16 protein-coding genes and 1 other RNA gene are annotated in these 18,279 nt (G+C 62.5%); 5 read left to right on the forward strand and 12 right to left on the reverse strand.

From position 1 onward, the window contains the following. Positions 1-88 precede the first annotated feature (88 nt). The 10 genes from ACJO2E_RS07990 to dnaX form a co-directional block, all read right to left on the reverse strand. On the reverse strand, positions 89-1,267 hold the full coding sequence (locus ACJO2E_RS07990; protein WP_406963350.1) for a vWA domain-containing protein: 1,179 nt from the start codon (positions 1,265-1,267) through the stop codon (positions 89-91). Between the two features lie 70 nt (positions 1,268-1,337). Then, positions 1,338-2,180, reverse strand: a complete 843-nt coding sequence (locus ACJO2E_RS07995) for an AAA family ATPase (protein WP_328184443.1) — start codon at positions 2,178-2,180, stop codon at positions 1,338-1,340. Between the two features lie 139 nt (positions 2,181-2,319). Further along, the gene (locus tag ACJO2E_RS08000) at positions 2,320-4,482 is read right to left on the reverse strand and encodes a VWA domain-containing protein (RefSeq protein WP_406963351.1); all 2,163 of its coding nucleotides are present in this window, start codon (positions 4,480-4,482) and stop codon (positions 2,320-2,322) included. Between the two features lie 339 nt (positions 4,483-4,821). Continuing rightward, entirely contained in the window at positions 4,822-5,190 is a 369-nt protein-coding gene (locus ACJO2E_RS08005) for a hypothetical protein (RefSeq protein ID WP_406963352.1), read from the reverse strand. Between the two features lie 17 nt (positions 5,191-5,207). After that, complete coding sequence (locus tag ACJO2E_RS08010) at positions 5,208-5,654, reverse strand: YcgN family cysteine cluster protein (RefSeq protein ID WP_406963353.1); 447 nt, start codon at positions 5,652-5,654, stop codon at positions 5,208-5,210. Next, the gene (locus tag ACJO2E_RS08015) at positions 5,651-5,944 is read right to left on the reverse strand and encodes a YcgL domain-containing protein (protein WP_406963354.1); all 294 of its coding nucleotides are present in this window, start codon (positions 5,942-5,944) and stop codon (positions 5,651-5,653) included. The genes ACJO2E_RS08010 and ACJO2E_RS08015 overlap by 4 nt, the downstream gene beginning before the upstream one ends. After that, complete coding sequence (locus tag ACJO2E_RS08020; RefSeq protein ID WP_406963355.1) at positions 5,937-7,103, reverse strand: ribonuclease D; 1,167 nt, start codon at positions 7,101-7,103, stop codon at positions 5,937-5,939. The genes ACJO2E_RS08015 and ACJO2E_RS08020 overlap by 8 nt, the downstream gene beginning before the upstream one ends. Positions 7,104-7,126: 23 nt before the next feature. Next, positions 7,127-7,729 (reverse strand): recombination mediator RecR, encoded by a 603-nt coding sequence (recR, locus tag ACJO2E_RS08025; RefSeq protein ID WP_406963356.1) that lies wholly within the window; start codon positions 7,727-7,729, stop codon positions 7,127-7,129. 72 nt (positions 7,730-7,801) lie between these two features. After that, on the reverse strand, positions 7,802-8,125 hold the full coding sequence (locus ACJO2E_RS08030; RefSeq protein ID WP_406963357.1) for a YbaB/EbfC family nucleoid-associated protein: 324 nt from the start codon (positions 8,123-8,125) through the stop codon (positions 7,802-7,804). 48 nt (positions 8,126-8,173) lie between these two features. Beyond that, on the reverse strand, positions 8,174-10,309 hold the full coding sequence (dnaX, locus tag ACJO2E_RS08035; protein WP_406963358.1) for a DNA polymerase III subunit gamma/tau: 2,136 nt from the start codon (positions 10,307-10,309) through the stop codon (positions 8,174-8,176). Positions 10,310-10,504: 195 nt separating this feature from the next. On the opposite strand from dnaX, the gene ACJO2E_RS08040 reads away from it, so the two are divergent. Next, positions 10,505-12,286: a sensor domain-containing diguanylate cyclase gene (locus tag ACJO2E_RS08040; RefSeq protein WP_406963359.1), complete on the forward strand. Its 1,782-nt coding sequence runs from the start codon at positions 10,505-10,507 to the stop codon at positions 12,284-12,286. Positions 12,287-12,311: 25 nt separating this feature from the next. Here ACJO2E_RS08040 and ffs read toward each other — a convergent pair. Together ffs and ACJO2E_RS08050 are read right to left on the reverse strand one after the other, a co-directional pair. Further along, positions 12,312-12,408: signal recognition particle sRNA small type (gene ffs, locus ACJO2E_RS08045), an RNA gene on the reverse strand. A 114-nt stretch (positions 12,409-12,522) separates the two neighbouring features. Next, positions 12,523-13,224, reverse strand: coding sequence for a 2OG-Fe(II) oxygenase (locus ACJO2E_RS08050; RefSeq protein WP_406963360.1), 702 nt, complete (start codon positions 13,222-13,224; stop codon positions 12,523-12,525). A gap of 102 nt (positions 13,225-13,326) precedes the next feature. On the opposite strand from ACJO2E_RS08050, the gene ACJO2E_RS08055 reads away from it, so the two are divergent. The 4 genes from ACJO2E_RS08055 (at position 13,327) to prsK (ending at position 18,276) form a co-directional block, all read left to right on the forward strand. Further along, positions 13,327-14,211: a D-hexose-6-phosphate mutarotase gene (locus ACJO2E_RS08055; protein ID WP_406963361.1), complete on the forward strand. Its 885-nt coding sequence runs from the start codon at positions 13,327-13,329 to the stop codon at positions 14,209-14,211. 94 nt (positions 14,212-14,305) lie between these two features. Continuing rightward, positions 14,306-15,121 (forward strand): lysophospholipid acyltransferase family protein, encoded by an 816-nt coding sequence (locus ACJO2E_RS08060; protein ID WP_406963362.1) that lies wholly within the window; start codon positions 14,306-14,308, stop codon positions 15,119-15,121. Next, complete coding sequence (locus ACJO2E_RS08065; protein WP_406963363.1) at positions 15,121-16,068, forward strand: SDR family oxidoreductase; 948 nt, start codon at positions 15,121-15,123, stop codon at positions 16,066-16,068. The genes ACJO2E_RS08060 and ACJO2E_RS08065 overlap by 1 nt, the downstream gene beginning before the upstream one ends. A 45-nt stretch (positions 16,069-16,113) precedes the next feature. Further along, entirely contained in the window at positions 16,114-18,276 is a 2,163-nt protein-coding gene (gene prsK, locus ACJO2E_RS08070; protein WP_406963364.1) for an XrtA/PEP-CTERM system histidine kinase PrsK, read from the forward strand. Positions 18,277-18,279 lie beyond the last annotated feature (3 nt).

Raw genomic sequence — 18,279 nt, forward strand, 5'->3', positions numbered from 1 at the left:
AGATACCAAAAAGCCCGGCACAAGGGCCGGGCTGAATCTGGTGTTACAGTGCTATCGGCTCCCTGTGACGGGAGTCACCCGACCAGGCTTACTTACTCAGGTAACGCATGGCCGATTCCAGGCCTTCAATGGTGAGCGGGTACATGTGATCACCCACCAACTGGCGGGTAATGCCCAGTGAGCCGCCCCGCCCCCAGTAGCTCTCCGGAAGCGGATTGATCCACACCACCTTGCGGAAATGCTCGTACACGCGCTGGAACCAGACCGCACCGGCTTCCTCGTTCCAGTGTTCGATGGAACCGCCGGGATGGGTAATCTCATAGGGGGCCATGGTGGCGTCACCAATAAAGATCACCTTGTAGTCAGAGCTGTATTTGTGAAGCACATCCCACAACGGCGTGGTCTCGTTAAGACGGCGCACATTCTTCTTCCACACCGACTCGTAGATGAAGTTGTGGAAGTAGAAGTACTCCATGTGCTTGAACTCCATCCGGGCGGCGGAGAATAGCTCCTCGCAGACCCGCACATGGGGGTCCATGGAGCCGCCCACGTCGAAGAACAGCAGCACCTTCACGGCGTTATGGCGCTCCGGCACCATCTTCAGATCCAGGTAGCCCGCATTGCGGGCGGTGGAGCGAATGGTGTCGTCCATATCCAACTGGTCGGCGGCGCCCTGGCGGGCAAACTTGCGGAGCCGGCGCAGGGCCACCTTGATGTTGCGGATGCCCAGGGTGATGCTGTCGTCCAGATCCCGGAACTGACGCTTCTCCCAGACTTTCACGGCACGGCCATGGCGGCCCTCGTTCTGGCCGATGCGGAAGCCCTCCGGGTTATAGCCATTGGCACCTAACGGCGAGGTGCCCCCGGTACCAACCCACTTGTTCCCGCCCTGGTGGCGCTCCTTCTGCTCCTCCATGCGCTTCTTGAAGGTATCGATCAGTTCCTCCAGGCCACCCAGGGACTCGATCTGCGCCTTTTCCTCCTCGGAAAGCTGCTTCTCGAACTCGGCCCGCAGCCAGTCGTCCGGTATCAGCGCCTCCATCAGTTCATCCAGGTTCTCGATGCCCTTGAAATAGGCGTCGAAGGCCCGGTCGAACTTGTCGAAGTGGCGTTCGTCCTTGACCAGGCACAGGCGTGCCAGGTAGTAGAACTCCTCCATATCCGCGAAGGCGAGCCGCTTTTGCAGGGCCTCCAGCAGGTCAAGGTATTCGCGCAGGCTGGCGGGCACCCTGGCTGCACGAACTTCCATGAAAAAATCTATCAGCATGGCGTCCTCCCAGAAGAGGCCGTTGAATCAAATGTCCGCCAGGGCAGCCCCCTGCCCCGGACGCCCTGCATCACTTCTTGCGGCGGGCCATGAAGGCCAGCTTCTGCAGCAGGTGCACATCCTGCTCGTTCTTGACCAGGGCGCCGTAGAGCGGCGGCAGGGCACTGCTGGTGTCTTTCTCCTGCAGCATCTTGCGGGACAGGTCGTCCGCCATCAGCAGCTTGAGCCAGTCGATCAGCTCGGAGGTGGACGGTTTCTTTTTCAGTCCCGGCACCTTGCGAACGTCGAAGAAGACCTCGAGGGCGTCCCGGACAATATCCTGCTGAATACCGGGGAAGTGCACGTCTACAATGTGCTGCATTGTGTCGTGCTCCGGGAAATTGATGTAGTGGAAAAAGCAGCGGCGCAGGAAAGCGTCCGGCAGTTCCTTCTCGTTGTTACTGGTGATCACCACGATAGGACGCTGTTTGGCCTTGACGAACTGCTGGGTTTCGTAGACGAAGAACTCCATGCGGTCCAGTTCCAGCAGCAGGTCGTTGGGGAACTCGATGTCCGCCTTGTCGATCTCGTCGATCAGCAGCACCACCTGCTCGTCCGCCTCGAAAGCCTCCCAAAGCTTGCCCTTGACGATGTAGTTGCGGATGTCCTTGACCTTTTCATCGCCGAGCTGGGAGTCCCTCAGGCGGGAGACGGCGTCGTACTCATAGAGCCCCTGCTGGGCCTTGGTGGTGGACTTGATGTGCCACGGGATCAGCCTCAGGCCAAGTCCCTCGGCCATTTCTTCCGCCAGCAGGGTCTTGCCGGTACCGGGCTCGCCCTTGATCAGCAGTGGGCGTTGCAGGGCGACGGCGGCGTTAACCGCCATTTGCAGATCTTCTGTTGCGACGTATTTATCGGTACCGGTGAACTTCATGACATTGGATCCTGTGTTCGATGTAACGGGTAAATGTGCGCCGGGGATCATGGTAGAAAACAACCAGATCACACCCCGGTAATCGGTAATGGTGCAAGAGTATAATTTTTTTACCCGTCAGTGATAAGCGCCAGCGGCGTTACTCTTTCGGCTTCTTGTCCTCTTCGGACGGTTTCTCGCGCTCGTTTTCGTCCTCATCCGTCTCCAGATCAGGCAGGTCGTCGATGTCCGAGAGGTCGAAATCCTCCAGCCCGAACTCCTCGTCGTCGTCCTCCGCTGGTTCGTCCTCCGGCGAATCGGCGTCCTCCGGCACGGTTGCGGTGGGGGGCTCCTCGCCCTGCGGTTCGGTGGCTGGCTCGGTTTGCTCAGCCTCAGGTTCCGGCCGGGGGCTGCCTTCCCCCTCCTTCGGTGCCTCGGGTTCCCCGGCATCGCCATCATCGACAGCGGCTGGTTCGGGGACTTCCTCCTGACCATCCCTGGAGTCACTGGCGGCCGAATCCTCTGTGGAATCGTCAACAAGCGCGTCCCCGGGTGCCTCTTCCTGGTCAGGATCAACGGCGTCTTCTTCCACTTCCCCTGACAGGTTGTCGTCAACTGCAGCGGCCTGTTCCGACGAGGTCATGTCCGAGTCGTCGGTCGCGTCCGGCCCAACGTCTTCCGGAGCATCGTCGGCTGCGCCGGCCAAGGCGTCTTCGTCACCGGCCCCACGGCGGCGCTTCAGCAGCAGGAGGATTCCACCAGCCAGGACCAACGCCCCCAGCCCCCCGGCGGCCCAGGGCCACCAGGCCAGCAGGCGGTCAGTCAGTGATGGCTCCGCGTCCGACGCCTGTGGCGAGGCATCGGTCTCGGACGGCTCTTCCGGTTGGGGCGTGGGTTCGGGCTCCGCCGGAGGTTCAGGCGCCGGTTCCTCGAGCTGGGACAGATCGATGGGGCCGTCCGATTCCGGCTGGTACGCGGAGTCTGTCCCTGCCTGGTCGGCATCGTCCCCGGTTTCGGGGGCCAGCGGCACGCTGTCCCCATCCGCCGGGACAGGGCCTGCCCCTTCCGGAGCTTCCAGCACCAGGGTCTTGCGGAACTTACGGGAGAAAGTACTGCCATCGGCCTCCAGTTCCAGCAGATATTGCCCCGGCTCGGGCAGTCTGGCTATGGTGTCCTGGTAGATGCCATCCGCCGGCGGCTGGCCTTCATTGAGTACGCGACTGCCCTGACGACCGTCCTCCGTGGTCATGCTGAGGGTGACCGTAATCACGCCCAGGAAATCCGGGTCGGTGATCCGTTCCCCTTCCTCGGTAAAGAAGGCCCGGAGGTCTACCTCTTCCCCCAACCGGAAGCGGGCCGGTATGGGTTCCACCTCCAGCCGCAGGTCGCTCACCACGGTAACGCGGCTACCCTCCCCCGGGGTACCTTCCATCTGCCAGTCCCCGGCTTCGGGTCGGGTTACGGTGATCAGGTCATAACCCGCCTCCCGGGCCCAGCGCACGGTTTCCTCTTCAACGTCAGGCCCATAGCGCTCGCCTTCGGGGTTTACCAGCGCGAGTTCCCGCTGGCCCGCCGGTGTGGCACTGAAGATCAGGGCGGTGAACTCCTCGACGCCGCCATCCACCGTGAAGCCCTTGTCCTCCAGTGGCACTTCGTTGGCCGGAACCGCCTGCCCCATGGTGTCGGCGAAGAGTCGGCTAAGTTCGTCCGCCGAGTCCGCCACCCGGGCGACGCCCCCAGTCATATCGGCGATCGCACCCAGCAGGTCCAGATCGGCCTCTCCGGAAAGGGCGATGGTATGGATGGTGAGCCCCTGCTCCGCCAGGGCCGGCACCAGTTCCTCCAGGATGCGGTTACGCTCCCGGTCGTTGCTGGCCTGGTTCGGGGAGATATCCACCTTGCCATCACTGAGCAGGATGAGGTGGGTATTGGTCAGGGAGCGGTCCGGGGCGTACCAGTTGTCGGCGGCCTCCTCGATAGCGCCGCCAATATTGGTACGTTGGGCCACGGAATTGATCTTGTCGGAGTCCGACACCAGCGTGTTCCGCAGTTCGTCGTCCAGGGCATCGTGGGGCACCAGCATGTTGACCATCCGGCCAAAGGTCCACAGCCCCACCTGGGTGCCTTCGGGAAGCAGCCGGGCAATCAGCCTGACGGCGGGGCGCCGGAGGTTGTCCGGGTCGTTAACCTTCATGCTGCCGGAAATATCCACCACCACCCGCACATCACGGGCGGGCGGGATTTGCCCTTCCTGGGCCTGTACGGATGAAAGCGTCAACGTCGACAGGAAAATCAACGTGAAAAGCAGCTTTCGCATCGCCATGAACAGGTCCTCTTGTTGTTATCGGGCTAGTGTGCCGTGCGGTGAATTCGCTGACCTACTGCGTGACGCTGGGGCTTCTGGCCAAGGCGCCAGTCCGCTGGTGTGGTGGTTCCACATCAAGGGCTGGCAACACCGGCCAGAAGCCCCAGCGTCGCGCCCTTCGGGAGCCACTGAGAGCCTTGATAGCCGCGTTGCGCCGGCTCGATTTGGAACCACCAAACCTTCGCCACCGCGCCTTGCTCTCAAGGCTCTCAGTGGCACAGTAGGTCAGCGAATTCACCGCACGGCACACTACGAAACCGCGGGAGACGATGGCCTGGAAACGCTATCAGGCCCGGTTCAGCGACGGGTGAACCGGTACCGCACCAGGTCCAGTATCCACACCAGCAGCATGACCATGGCGGCGGCTCCCATGTTAAAGAAGGCACGAGCCGCTTCCGACGGGTCCCCCAGGAAGGTCTCGTAGCCTCCATAGAGCCAGGCCGGCACCCACCAGCCGTCCACCATGGCGGACTGGACCGGGGTGGCGATGAGCACGATCAGGGCCGCCTTCACAAAGGTGCGGACACCGTACAGGGGCAGCCAGCGGATCAGCCTGGCCATGGCCCAGTAGAACAGGGCGAAGCCTGCCGCATAGATGCTCCAGAACAAAGCGTAGGCGGTCTGGGAGTCGGTATCCAGCGCGGCGATAGGCAGAGAGTCAGTCATAGGTCTTAGTGGATCCTTTACAATACCCAATGAATTATGTGTTCTTCCCAGTCCTGCTCGGGCACTTCGCTGGCCGGCATCACCCGGTGGGCGACCGAGACGCCGGCCTCGTGGACCGTGTCCGGGTCGCCGGAGCGCAGCGGGTGCCAGTCCGGCAACGGACGGTCCTCGGCAAGGGTCCGGTAGGCACAGGTGGTTGGCAACCAGTGGAACTGGTGAATGTTGTCCGGCGTCAGCACCGTGCACCCGGGAACCACCTGCTGGCGATTCTGGTAGCTCCGGCACTGGCAGGTGGCGGTGTCCATCTGGCTGCAGGCCAGGTCGGTATAATACACGTCGCCGGTCTCGTCATCCTCCAGCTTCTCCAGGCAGCACTTGCCGCAGCCGTCGCACAGGGATTCCCATTCCGAGGGCGTCATGTCCTCGAGGCGTTTACGCTGCCAGAAGGGAATTTCCGCAATCACGCACCGAAGTCCCTGAGTTTTTCCTTGAACGCCACGATATAGCTGTCCGCTTTCTCCGGAAGCTGCAGATAGTAGTTCTTGTCCCGGATGGCCTCCAGCACCTCCCGGCCGGTGGTGCGGGCCAGTTTGCGATCCGGGGTCAGCACCAAGTCCAGAGCGTGGACCGGCTGTCCGAAAATTTCCCGTAGCGATTCAGGCAGTTCGTTCCAGTCCTGCCCCCGCTTTACGTAAAGATAGGTATCCTCCCTCGCACTGCTGCGAAAGACGGACACAAAGGTCTTGTCAGTCATGGTTTTCCTGTTGTTCAAGTAACGCCACGATGCCGGCACGCTCACTGGCCAGCACCTGGGCCCGCCATCCCGCATCGAAAAATCCCAGGTCGCCTTTGGCCGGGTTCCCCTCCCGCAACAGGGCCTCCAGGCGCTTGCGGGGGGCCAGCAATTCCACCGGTACATCTGCCTGTTCGGCGGCACGGACCATACTTTTCTTTATGCGACGGTAGAGGTCCTGCTGGGGCCGTGTCAGCGGTCGGTCGATCAGTACCCCGGGCACCTCACCGGACTGTCTCGCCTCCCGGACCACTGCCAGGAGCTGGTCGCCGAAGCGGCGCACCACCACCGGGGGCACGCCGTCGACCGCGGCCAGGGCACCGGCATTGTCCGGCAGTCGGTCGGCAATACCGATCAGCGCGGGGTCCGCCAGCACCCGGTTCCGGGGCCGGTCACGGCGGCGACATTCCTGCTCACGCCATACCACCAGCGCCCGGAGCACCTGCTGCTTTTCCGGTGGGAGCTGCCAGCCCCCTTTCAGTTTGAGGTAGGCATCGGCGGGTTCCGACTGAGCCAGCAGGTCCGCGGCGAAGCGGTCGGACTCCTCCGCCAGGGCGCTCTCCAGGCCCCGCTCTGCCAGTCTTTCGGTGACCCACCGGTACAGTGGCTCCAGGAAACGCACATCGTCCAGGGCGTACTCCTCCTGCGCCGGGGTCAGCGGCCGGGCCAGCCAGTCGGAACGGGTGGCGGACTTGTCCAGGGCTTCACCAAACAGGGATTCCACCAGGCGGGCATAGCCCACGGAGAAGCCCGCACCCGCCAGTGCCGACCCAAGCTGCAGATCCAGCAGGCCCCGGGGCTCCAGGTCCAGCCAGTGCCGGAAAAGCTCCAGGTCTTCGCCCATGGCGTACAGCAGTTTGGGGCGCTCACTGTCCGCCAGGGTTTCCCGGAAACGGGTGCACTGTTCGGCCACGGACGGATCCACCAGCTTCAGGGAGCCGCCAGCACCCAGTTGCACCAGCCCGGGAATGGGAAAGAAGGTGGATACCCGCTCGAATTCGGTATCCAGCGCGAGGGGCTGATCCCGGTGCCCGGACAGCCAGGCGTCCAGCTCGTCAACGGTAGTGAGCCAGCGGGACACGTCGGGTATCGGCGGCACGCTCGGCAGGGCCTGGTTCATGTAAACTCCCGGTCAGCCATGGATCATTCCGCCAGTGGCTTGCGGCCACGGAAGGCATGGGTCAGGGTAAAGCCGTCCACATAACCCAGTTCCCCGCCAACGGGGATGCCATGGGCCAGCCGCGTGGTCAGCACACCGGAGCCATCCAGGCGGTCGGCAATGTAATGGGCGGTGGCCTCACCTTCCACGGTCGGGTTGGTGGCCAGGATCAGCTCCGTCACGCCCTCCTCCCGCACCCGACGCAGCAGCCGTTCCACACCGATGTCCTCGGGGCCGATGCCATCAATAGGCGACAGGTGCCCCATCAGCACGAAATAACCGCCCTGGTAGTCACCGGCCTGCTCAATGGCCAGCAAGTCCGAGGGGCTTTCCACCACACAGATGGTGCCACCGCGACGTTCGGGGTTTTCGCAGATGGGACAGATGGGAGTGTCGGAGAAATTCTGGCAGCTTTCACAGCGGCGCACCCCGGTCATGGCCGAGGACAGGGCTTCCGATAGCCGTTCGCCACCGGCACGCCCCTTTTCCAGTAGGTGAAAGGCCATGCGCTGGGCGGTCTTTTGCCCTACCCCCGGCAGACATCTCAGGGATTCAACCAGTTCATCCACCAGTGGGCTGAAAGCCATCCGTACTCCTGCAATGACAATGTTGGATCAGTCAGCGCCCTTCTCAGAGCGCCGTCAGTTAACTATCGGCCGTCAGAACGGCATCTTGAAGTTCGACGGCAGCCCCATGCCCGACATCAACCCGGACATGCGCTCCTTCTGGTCTGCCTCCACGCGTCTTACCGCGTCGTTGATCGCGGCCGCCAGCAGGTCTTCCAGCACTTCCTTGTCTTCCGACAGCAGGGAATCGTCAATATCCACCTTGCGGACATCGTGGCGACCATTCATGGTCACCTTGACCAGCCCGGCTCCGGCCTCACCCGTCACTTCCGACTTGGCCGCTTCCTCCTGGGCCTTCTGCATTTCTTCCTGCATCTGCTGGGCCTTTTTCATCATATCGCCCATACCATTCATCATGTCGTCCACCTCACAATGTTGTGTGCCTGGGGAGCCTCTTAATAGCACCTAGCCGGCTGACTTCTGAAGGGGCCGGATACTCTCTTTGACGACCCGCCCCTCAAACCGTTCCACAATGGCGTTCACGTTCGGATCCTGGTCAATGGCCTGCTCGGCCTGTTGCTGGCGCCGGACCTTCTCCCGGGTTTCCCAGCCAATGGGCGTCTGGTCGCCGGCATCACCCTGGACGACCTCCAGCGTGACCCCATCGCCAAAGGCCCCGCGCAGCCCCTCCAGGATCTTTTCCCGGTGGCGATCGGTGAGCAGCCGGTAGTGCCCCTCATCCATAGTCAGCAGGAAGCGATCACCATCCCGCTCACAGGAGGCCTGGCTGGCCAGGTTGCCGGGCATGCCCACGATACCGAGCTGCCGGAAATCCCGGGACCAGACAAACCCCTCCGCATTGAGCAACTCTGCCGGCTCCGAGGGTACCGGTGCCTGCGGTTCCGGCGCAGGCGCAACCGGTTCCGGTGCGGTTTCCGGTTCAGCCATGGCTGGCGTCGGCTCCGCCTCCGGCGTATCCCAGGGCACGTCATCCATCGCTTCGGCACCGGCGGCCATCTGGTCTGCCATGGCCATCAGGCTGTCGTCTTCCGACGGGGCTTCGGCCATTGGCGATGGTGCCGATTCCTGCACCGGCTGCGGCTGTTGTGGCGACGGATTATCCGCCGGCGCAGCCTCCATCACCTCGTCCGTTGACCGGGACGGAGCGTCCTGCCCGGGACTGTCCATGGGGGCAGATCCCGGATTGTCAAGAGGCGCCGGCTGAGGGTTATCCACCCGGGTCTGTCCGTGACTCTCCCCTGCTTCGGCACCGGTTGGCGTCTCCGTACCCGCTGGTGCCGCAATCTCGGGTTCCGGCTGTGGTGTAGGCGCTGACGGTTCCGGGGTAGAGGCAACCGATGTCTCCGACGCGGAGCGGTGCGCCCCGGCTTCCACTGCCGCAGGGGCGGGTTCTTCCCCGGATTCCCGATCGCCCGAACCACCGTCGGTGGCCCCCTCCCGGGCACGGTTCCGGTCTGGCGTACCACTACCCACCAGCGGCGGGTCGCGACGCTCGGCCCCCGGCCGGAAAGCCAGCATACGCAGCAGGGTCATCTCGAAGCCCATGCGCGCATCCGGCGTAATCTCAAGATCCTTCCGCCCCACCAGGGCCGCCTGGTAGAACAACTGGGCATCCTCGGCGCTCAACTGGCGGGCCAGTTCCTGAACCCGGTGGGCATCGCCCATGGCGTTGTCGGCGCTGCCGGGCACCACCTGTTCCATGGTGATGCGGTGAAACAGGGACAGCAGGTCCGCCAGGATGGCGCTGAAATCCGGCGCGAAGTCCGAGATCCGGTCGATCTCCGCCAGCAGCTCGGGCCCGTTACTGCTGACCAGGGCATCCACCAGTTTCTCCACATCCCGCTGGTCGATGGTGCCGAGCATGCTGCTGACATCACTGGCCGCCAGTTTCTGGTTACCGAAGGCGATGGCCTGGTCGGTCAGGCTCAGGGCATCCCGCATGCTGCCGTCCGCCGCACGGGCAAGCTGCCACAACGCCGGTTCCTCGAAGGGCACCGTTTCCTCACCCAGGATGTAACGCAGGTGGCTAACGATATGCTCCGGCGTCATGCGCTTGAGGTTGAACTGCAGGCACCGGGACAGCACGGTCACCGGCAGCTTCTGCGGATCGGTGGTGGCCAGCAGGAACTTGACGTGTTCCGGGGGTTCCTCCAGCGTCTTCAGGAAGGCGTTGAAGGACTGGTTGGTGAGCATGTGCACCTCGTCAATGAGGTACACCTTGTAGCGTCCGCGGGTGGGGGAATACTGGACGTTGTCGGTCAGTTCCCGCATGTCATCCACCCCGGTGCGGGAGGCGGCGTCGATTTCGATCAGGTCGACAAAACGGCCGTCGAGGATTTCCTGGCAACTGCTGCATTCGCCACAGGGGTTGGCGGTAATGCCAGTCTCACAGTTCAGGCAACGGGCCAGCAGGCGACCAATGGTGGTCTTGCCCACGCCACGGGTTCCGGTAAACAGGTAGGCGTGATGCAGGCGATTGTGTTCCAGTGCATGGACCAGGGCCTGGAGCACATGCTCCTGACCGACCATGTCGCTGAACGTGCGGGGGCGCCATTTGCGGGCTAGTACCTGGTAACTCATGATCCATCAACTACGGCTGGTTAATGGCGCTAACCTTAGCACGGACCCGGTATCATAAGAAGGTGAAAAATATCGTCTTCGGAAACCGGCTCACAACCGGTAACATGCAGTTACCAGGCAAGCTATTCCTACCGGGCCGCCATTGCTCTATGCTTGAATTGCGTCCTGAGATTGTCGTCCAGTATGGTCCCGCCCTTGCGAACATTTGCCCCTCCCCTGACCATCGTTGCACTGATCGCGCTCCTTACCCTGGCAGTGCCCGCGGGAGCATCCCTTCCCGCCCTAGATATCAGCGGGTTGCAACACGAGCTGATCCGGGCACCGGCGGAGTATCTGAGCACGACTTCAGACAGCACCCTGGAGGACGTTCAGGACAAGGATTTCCAGCCCCTTACCGCCGCCAGCGTCAACCAGGGCATTACCGGCAAAACGTTCTGGGTGCGATTCCGACTGGACAATACCGGGGGTACCGACAGCATACCCTGGGTGCTGCATCACGAAACCAGCTACCTGGACCACATCACCCTTTATTACTCGGACGGCGATGACATCCTCAGGAAGGTCTCCCTCAGCGACCGGGTTCCGTTCGATGACCGCCCCCTGGCCTATCGCACCCTGGCTTTCCCCCATGCAACCGCAGCCGGCGGATACACCGACCTGTACGTAAAGATGGCCTACGCCCCGAACAAGGCTGATTCCGTCAGCCTGAATATTCACCTGTCCGAAACGTCCCACTTCGCGGAACGGAGCCGTGGCGAGTACATGGCCTACGGCGTCTTCTTCGGCGTCATGGGGACCCTGCTGTTGATCGCCCTGCTGGGCGCGGCCCTGCTTCGTCAGGTGGTCTACCTCCACTACGCCCTGTTCCTCACCTTCAGCACGCTGATGTGGGCAGCGCTGAACGGCTTTGCCTACCAGTATCTGTGGCCCTCGTCGGTATTCCTGCATAACGAGGGCTTTCATGTCCTGTTCCTGGCCACATCAATCACTGCCCTGCAGTTCTCCCGGCATTTCCTAAAGGCAAGGGACAAGTTCCCACTGTTCAACCGGGGCGCAATCATTCTCCAGGTAATCATGGCGGCAGGCATCGGCCTCCGGCTCCTGGGGGTATATGAGCCGGTTCTGGCACTGTCCTTCGCGTCGCTGGCGTTACTGGCATTATTGCCGATGATCGGTTACCTGGCCTGGCGTCGTGGTCAGCGCTACGCCCGCTGGTACGCCCTTGCCTGGGCCGTGTACGGCATCGGACTCCTGATCAGCGTGCTCAGTGCCGGCACTCCGCTGTTCAACTGGGGCATGGACCCACTCGTGTTCACCCAGATCAGTGCGGTACTGGAATCCTGCCTGCTGCTGGTCGCCCTGGGGGAACGCCTGATTGCCTGGGACAGGGACCGGCGACAGGCGCTCACCCTGGCCCGGCAGGACGCCCTGACCGGGCTCAACAACCGGCGGGTTTTCCCCCAGGCGCTGGAACACTACCAGGCCCGGTTCCGGCAAACCGGAGACCCTGTCTATCTGATCATGATCGACCTGGATCATTTCAAGGAGCTGAACGACCAGTACGGCCACGATGCCGGCGACTGCGTCCTGCGGGCATTCGGGCGCCTGCTGCGCACCCACTGCCGCCCCGGGGACACATGCCTTCGCTACGGAGGAGAGGAATTCGCCATGCTGGTCCAGGTGCGGGAAGAGCGCCAGGCCCTGCGCATTGCCGAACGCATCCGCCAGGCCTTTGAGCAGTACCCCACCCAGTATGACGGCCACTTTATCCGCCATACCCTGACCGCCGGACTGGCGCCGATCTTTTCCGCCAACCGACGGATCGAGTGGGGCGATATCATCCGGGAAGCCGATGCAGCGCTCTATCGGGCCAAGGAACAGGGGCGGAATAAGGTGGTGGTATTCAGCGCACCGGCTGATGGCGACCCTGTGAAGGTCAGCGGGCAACAGGACGTTGACGGCGTGAAGGCTGATTAGAAAAGCGGGAAGAAACTGGGGGTGGCCCCACCAGCGACACCCCGGCACACGAATCCACCGCTGCGGCTGCTCCCTTCCGGGCCTGACCGGGTTCACGGTTTATCGTTGCGGGGGCACCAGCAGGACCACCATAACGATGGCCCGGATTACCCGAGCGCGGCGCGCATAGTAGCAGCAGGTGGGGATGGTATCAATCCCCATAAGTCACCTGTTTCTATCCGGTCAGAGCTATCCAATCAAACACCCGTCAGGGGGACTGGTACCACGTCCTGGCGGAACCAGCACGCGATACTGTGCCTGGGACGACTCGCCGGCAACACCTCATGGGGCACCTCTTCACTCATGAAGATGGCCACCCTGCCCGCCTCCGGCGATACACGACCACAGATTTCCCCCGGGTTCTCCCGGTTGAACACCTGCAGCTCACCGCCATCGCCGGAATCCCAGCCCTGGTTGAGGTACAGCACCAGGCTGACCACCCGGGAGGCACGGCCACGGAAACTATCCAGGTGGCGACGATAGAAATCCCCGGGCTGGTAGCTGGCATAGTGAGCCTCAAAACGCTGCAGCCCCAGGAACAGCCGACGGTTCAGCCCCACCCGGATGTCCTCCAGGAAGTTGAACAGGCGCTGCTGGTCGGCGGTTTCGCCATCGAGCCAGGCAATACGATCACGGCGGACCGAACGATCCTGGGTAAAGTCCGCGCCACGCCCAACACCGGCACGCTCCATGGCAGCTGTCTTCTCCAGGATATTCACCTCACGGCGCAGTCCGGTCAGCAGGCCTGGCCCCAGTTGTGGCGATACGTCCAGTGTCAGCCACCCCCATTCCGACAGCTGGCCGGCGATGGTATCCAGCCAGCCTTCATCGGGGCATGTGGACGCGGATTCCGGGGAAGCAGCGTCGGCGTCTGACTGGAGGATGGAAACAATGGTCATAGGGAGTTTTCCCCGCAGGTAAAAACGTGCATTCTAGAACTTCTGCAGAGAACCGGAAGCCCCTGCCTACAATTTCCGGTAGGCAATTACCACAGGATACCCATGGTCGACTGGACACAGACCCGCTACACCCAACGGACAACACTGGGCGGCCTCGACGCCCTCCATGTTCACCACCCCGGATTTGGGGCCACCCTGGCGCTCCAGGGGGGCCACCTGGTGCATTTCGCCCCGACCGGTGACAGCAACTGGCTGTGGATGAGCCCCACGGCCCGCTTCCAGCCAGGCGTCGCCGTCCGTGGCGGCATTCCTGTGTGCTGGCCCTGGTTCGGCGACCCGGACCGCAATCCGGATACCGTGAAGGAACGTGTACAAACGGGGAAGGCCCACGGTTTTGCCCGCACCGCCCCGTGGTCAGTGGACGCCATCGAAGAGTCCGGCGATCAGGTCGCCATCACGCTTACCCTGGATGCCACCACCGGATTTCCCTGGACAGGCCAGGCCCGGGCCACCCTGACCTTCTGTTTCCGCCCGGATACCCTGTCGCTGCAACTGACAACCCTCAACACCGGCCGGGAGCCCCTGAGCATCACCCAGGCATTGCACACCTACCTGCCGACGGACGACATCCGGGGCACTCACCTCTATGGGTTTGACGGCTGCCATTACCTGGACACACTGGATGGCTGGCAGCGGAGATCCCAGACAGGCAGGGTAACCTTTGACGGGGAAACGGACCGGATCTATCAGGGCGCACCGGATCTGGATATCCATTCGCCGCCCCACCGCTACCTGCTGACAGCGAAGGGCAGCGAGTCCACCGTGGTCTGGAACCCGGGGCCGGAAAAGGCAGGCCGGCTGTCGGATTTTCCGGACGATGCCTGGACCGGCATGCTGTGTGTGGAAACCGCCAACGCCGCCGATGACGGGCGACAGGTGGCGCCCGAAACCAGCCATGCCCTGTCGATGACCCTGGCCAGGAGCTGACGCCGGTCAGGTAATCGTCGAAAACATCGGCCTGCGGGCTGACGACCGGAACCCATTGCCTATACTGCGGGAATAGAACAGGAAAGGATGACCGATGAGCCTGGCAGAGTTTCTCAAGCGCCGTCTTGTTTCCAGCCAACTGGACGAGCAGATCGACCGGATCGGTAAACCCATTGGGTCATTGGGGTATGATCCATGGGGCTACAACAACGACACCCTCAAGATCGGTTACGCCATCACCCGGGAAATCTACGAAAAGTACTTCCGGGTGGAGGTGGATGGCATTGACCGGATTCCGGCGGAGGGCCCGGTACTGATCATCGCCAACCACAGTGGCCAGTTGCCCATCGACGGTCTGCTGATCGGTTTCGCACTGGCCTCCCGCAAGGACAGACCGCGCATTCCCCGGGCGATGATTGAACGCTTCTTCCCCACGGTTCCCTACCTCGGCAACCTGCTGAACCAGTTCGGCGCCGTGCTGGGGGACCCGGTGAACTGCGCCAAGATCCTGGCCAACGACGAGGCGGTGATCGTCTTTCCGGAGGGTATCCGGGGCTCCGGCAAGCTCTACCGTGACCGGTACCAGCTCAAGCGCTTCGGCAACGGTTTCATGCACCTGGCCATGAAATACAATGCCACGGTGGTGCCCGTCGGGGTTGTCGGTTGCGAGGAAACCATTCCCGCCCTGGCCAACATCAAGCCCCTGGCCAGACTGCTGGGCCTGCCCTATTTTCCCCTGGCGGCGCCGATAGTGCTTCCGGCCAAGGTGCACATTTGCGTCGGGGAGCCCATGTTCTTCGACAACGACGACATTCCCGAGGAGCAGGTCACGGCACGGGTGGAACTGGTCAAGGCCGCCGTCGGCGAGATGATCAAGAGGGGACTGAACCAGCGGAGAAGGATATTCTGATGCCATCCAGCAAACGGCCACAGATCCTGGTGACCGGCGCCGCCGGCACCCTCGCCCAGGAAGTGATCAGCCAGCTCCGCGAGACCTGCGACATCGTGGCGGTGGATTTCCGGGAACAGGTCTGGCTGGGGGACGACATCCCCAGCTACTGCATCGATTTCAACAAGCGGGTTTTCGAGGACCTGTTCCGGCGCTTCCACTTTGATGGCGTTATCCACCTGGGCCGCATCATGTCGAGCCAGGAAACCCGCCTGCAACGCTACAACGCCAATGTGCTGGGCACCCACAAGCTGATGGATCTCAGCCACAAGTACAGGGTTGGCCGGCTCATGATCCTGTCCACCTACCATGTATACGGCGCCATGCCTTTCAACCCGGCGCTGATTGACGAGGAAGCCCCCCTCAAGGCCGCCGGCCTGACCATGGACCTGGTGGATTCAGTGGAACTGGAGAACCTGGCCAACATCTACCTGTGGCGCTACCCGGACCTGAACATCACCATCCTGCGGCCCTGCAACATCGTCGGCCCCGGCGTGCGCAACGCCATCAGTACCCTGCTGTCCGGGGAACGGGCGCCGGTGCTGGCCGGTTTCTCGCCCATGATGCAGTTTATCCATATCGACGACATGGCCGACGCCATCGTGCGGGCCTGGCACCGGAAAAAGAAAGGCATCTACAACGTGGCACCCGACGACTGGGTCGCCTACCAGCGGGCACTGGAGCTTTGCGGCTGCCAGCAGGTACCCATTCCGTCGATTCCGCCGATCCTGCCACGCACCATACTTCGGCTGCTGAACCTGAAACGGTTCCCCCCCTACCTGATGGATTTCTTCAAGTACCCGGTCATCATCGACGGTCGGCATTTTGCAAAGGAGTTCGGTTTTCGCCCAAAACGCACCCTGGATGATATATTCCATTATTATCGGGAGAACAAACACCCGGTGTAGGGGCCCTGAAGCCGGGGGCCACCAAGATCACAGGATGTGCCGTCGATGTTCAATGAATTCGGACTGATCAGCTACGCTGCCGCCTCCCTGGCCTTCCTGCTGCTGGGCGGGCTGATCGTGACCCGTTACCTCCGCCGCACATCGGACCGGGTGCTGCTGCTGGCGGCCATACTGTCCTTCTTCTGGGCGGGCTCGCTGGTCACCCAGCAACTCTGGGGCGAACCGTCCTTTATCATCCGCTACCTGCTGGAACTGCTGCGGGACGCCGGCTGGGTCATCGTCCTTCTGGCCCTGCTGCGTTCCGCCGACCGCCACCGGATGGAGGCCCACCAGACCCGGCGACTGCTGGGCTTCCTGACCTTCTCGGTGATCTTCGTGCTGTTCACCCTGGCGGCGCTGGAGTCCCTGCTCAATATCCCGCTGGTCAGCGGCAAGCTCAAGATCGTGGGCCAGATCTCCCTGTCCCTGCTGGGCATCTGCCTGGTGGAACAGATCTGGCGCAACTCCGTGCAGTCCAGCCGTTCCAGTATCCGTTACCTGTGCATCGGCATCCTGACGCTGTTCGCCTATGACTTCTTCATGTATACCGATGCCCTGCTGTTTGGCCAGGTTTCCAGCGGCTTCTGGGACGCCAGGGGAGCGGTTAACACCGTGATTGTCCCGCTGCTGGGCATCACCATGATGAACACCCGCAAACAGCCGGTGGAGTTCCAGCTCTCCCGCAACGCCATGTTCCACGTCAGCGCCCTGGTGTTTGCCGGTATCTACCTGCTGTTTGCGGCTGCCGGTGGCTACTACGTCCGGGTACTGGGTGGCGAATGGGGCGACGCCCTGCAGATGCTGTTCATCACCGCGGCCCTGTCGTTCCTGGCGTTGCTGCTGACCTCACGGCGGTTCCGGGCCCGCCTGATGGTGTTTATCAGCCAGAACTTCTTCGACTACAAGTACGACTACCGGGAGGAATGGCTGAAGATGACCCGGGAGCTGGCCAACCTCAGCGACGATCCGCCGCTACCGGAGCGCATCGTGCGGATCCTGGCCGGCCTGGTGGAAAGTTCCTCCGGCGCACTCTGGGTCCGGGACGAAGACGGCAATTTCATGCTCCAGAGCACCGTCAACCTCCACCAGCCCCGCTTCACCAGTATCGACGGCGACTGCGAGCTGGCCCAGTTCTTCGGCGACCGGGAGTGGATCATCGATCTGGAAGAGTACCGTAACGACCCGGTGCGCTATAACCTGCTGGAAATACCGGACCCCATCCTCAAGTTCGACCGGGGCTGGCTGCTGATTCCCATGTACCTGGGCAATGAACTCTACGGCATTACCCTGGTGGGCCGCTCCAACGCCCGGGTTGAGCTGAATTGGGAGAACTTTGACCTGGTTCGGGTGGTGGCCCGCCAGACCTGTAACCTGCTGGCCCAGGCCGACGCCCAGAACCGGCTCTCCAGAGCCATGCAGTTCGAGGCGGTGAGCAAGGCCTCCGCCTTCATGGTCCATGACCTGAAGACCCTGATCGCGCAACTGTCGCTGCTGGTGCGCAATGCCAACCACCATCGGGACAACCCGGCGTTCATCGATGACATGATCAGTACCACGGAGCATGCGGTACAGAAGATGTCGAACCTGGTGGACCATATCCGCAAGCCCGCCTCGGAACAGGGTGCCCAGGCACCGCTTAACCTGCAGCAGATGATTAACGAGCTGGCGTCACACTACGCTCGCAACCAGCCGCGCCCCAGAGTCACCGGAGCGCCCGATACGGTGATGGTTCGGGCAGACCACGACCAGTTATGGAGCGTACTGGGCCATCTCATCCAGAACGCCCAGGACGCCACACCTCCAGACGGAGAGGTGACACTGACCCTCAAGGCCTCCGCGGACCATGTGGTATTATTCATCCAGGACAGCGGCACCGGCATGAGTGAGGAGTTTATCCGCATGCAGCTCTTCAAGCCGTTCGAAAGCACCAAGGGGCTGACCGGCATGGGCATCGGTGCCTATCAGGCACGGGAATACGTCCGCCAGATTGGCGGTAATATCGATGTCACCAGCGAACCGGGCATGGGATCATGCTTCTCGGTACTGCTGCCAACGGTGAAGATCGCCACCCAGCCGACCCGCGAAGTCGCCTCCGGGGAGCCGCCCGCCGCCCTCCCCGACGAGCCCGAAACCCTACCCGGGCGGGCTGGAGGATTGCATTCCTCCTGATTT

The sequence above is a fragment of the Marinobacter shunpengi genome, from assembly GCF_045449695.1.
GTDB lineage: Bacteria > Pseudomonadota > Gammaproteobacteria > Pseudomonadales > Oleiphilaceae > Marinobacter.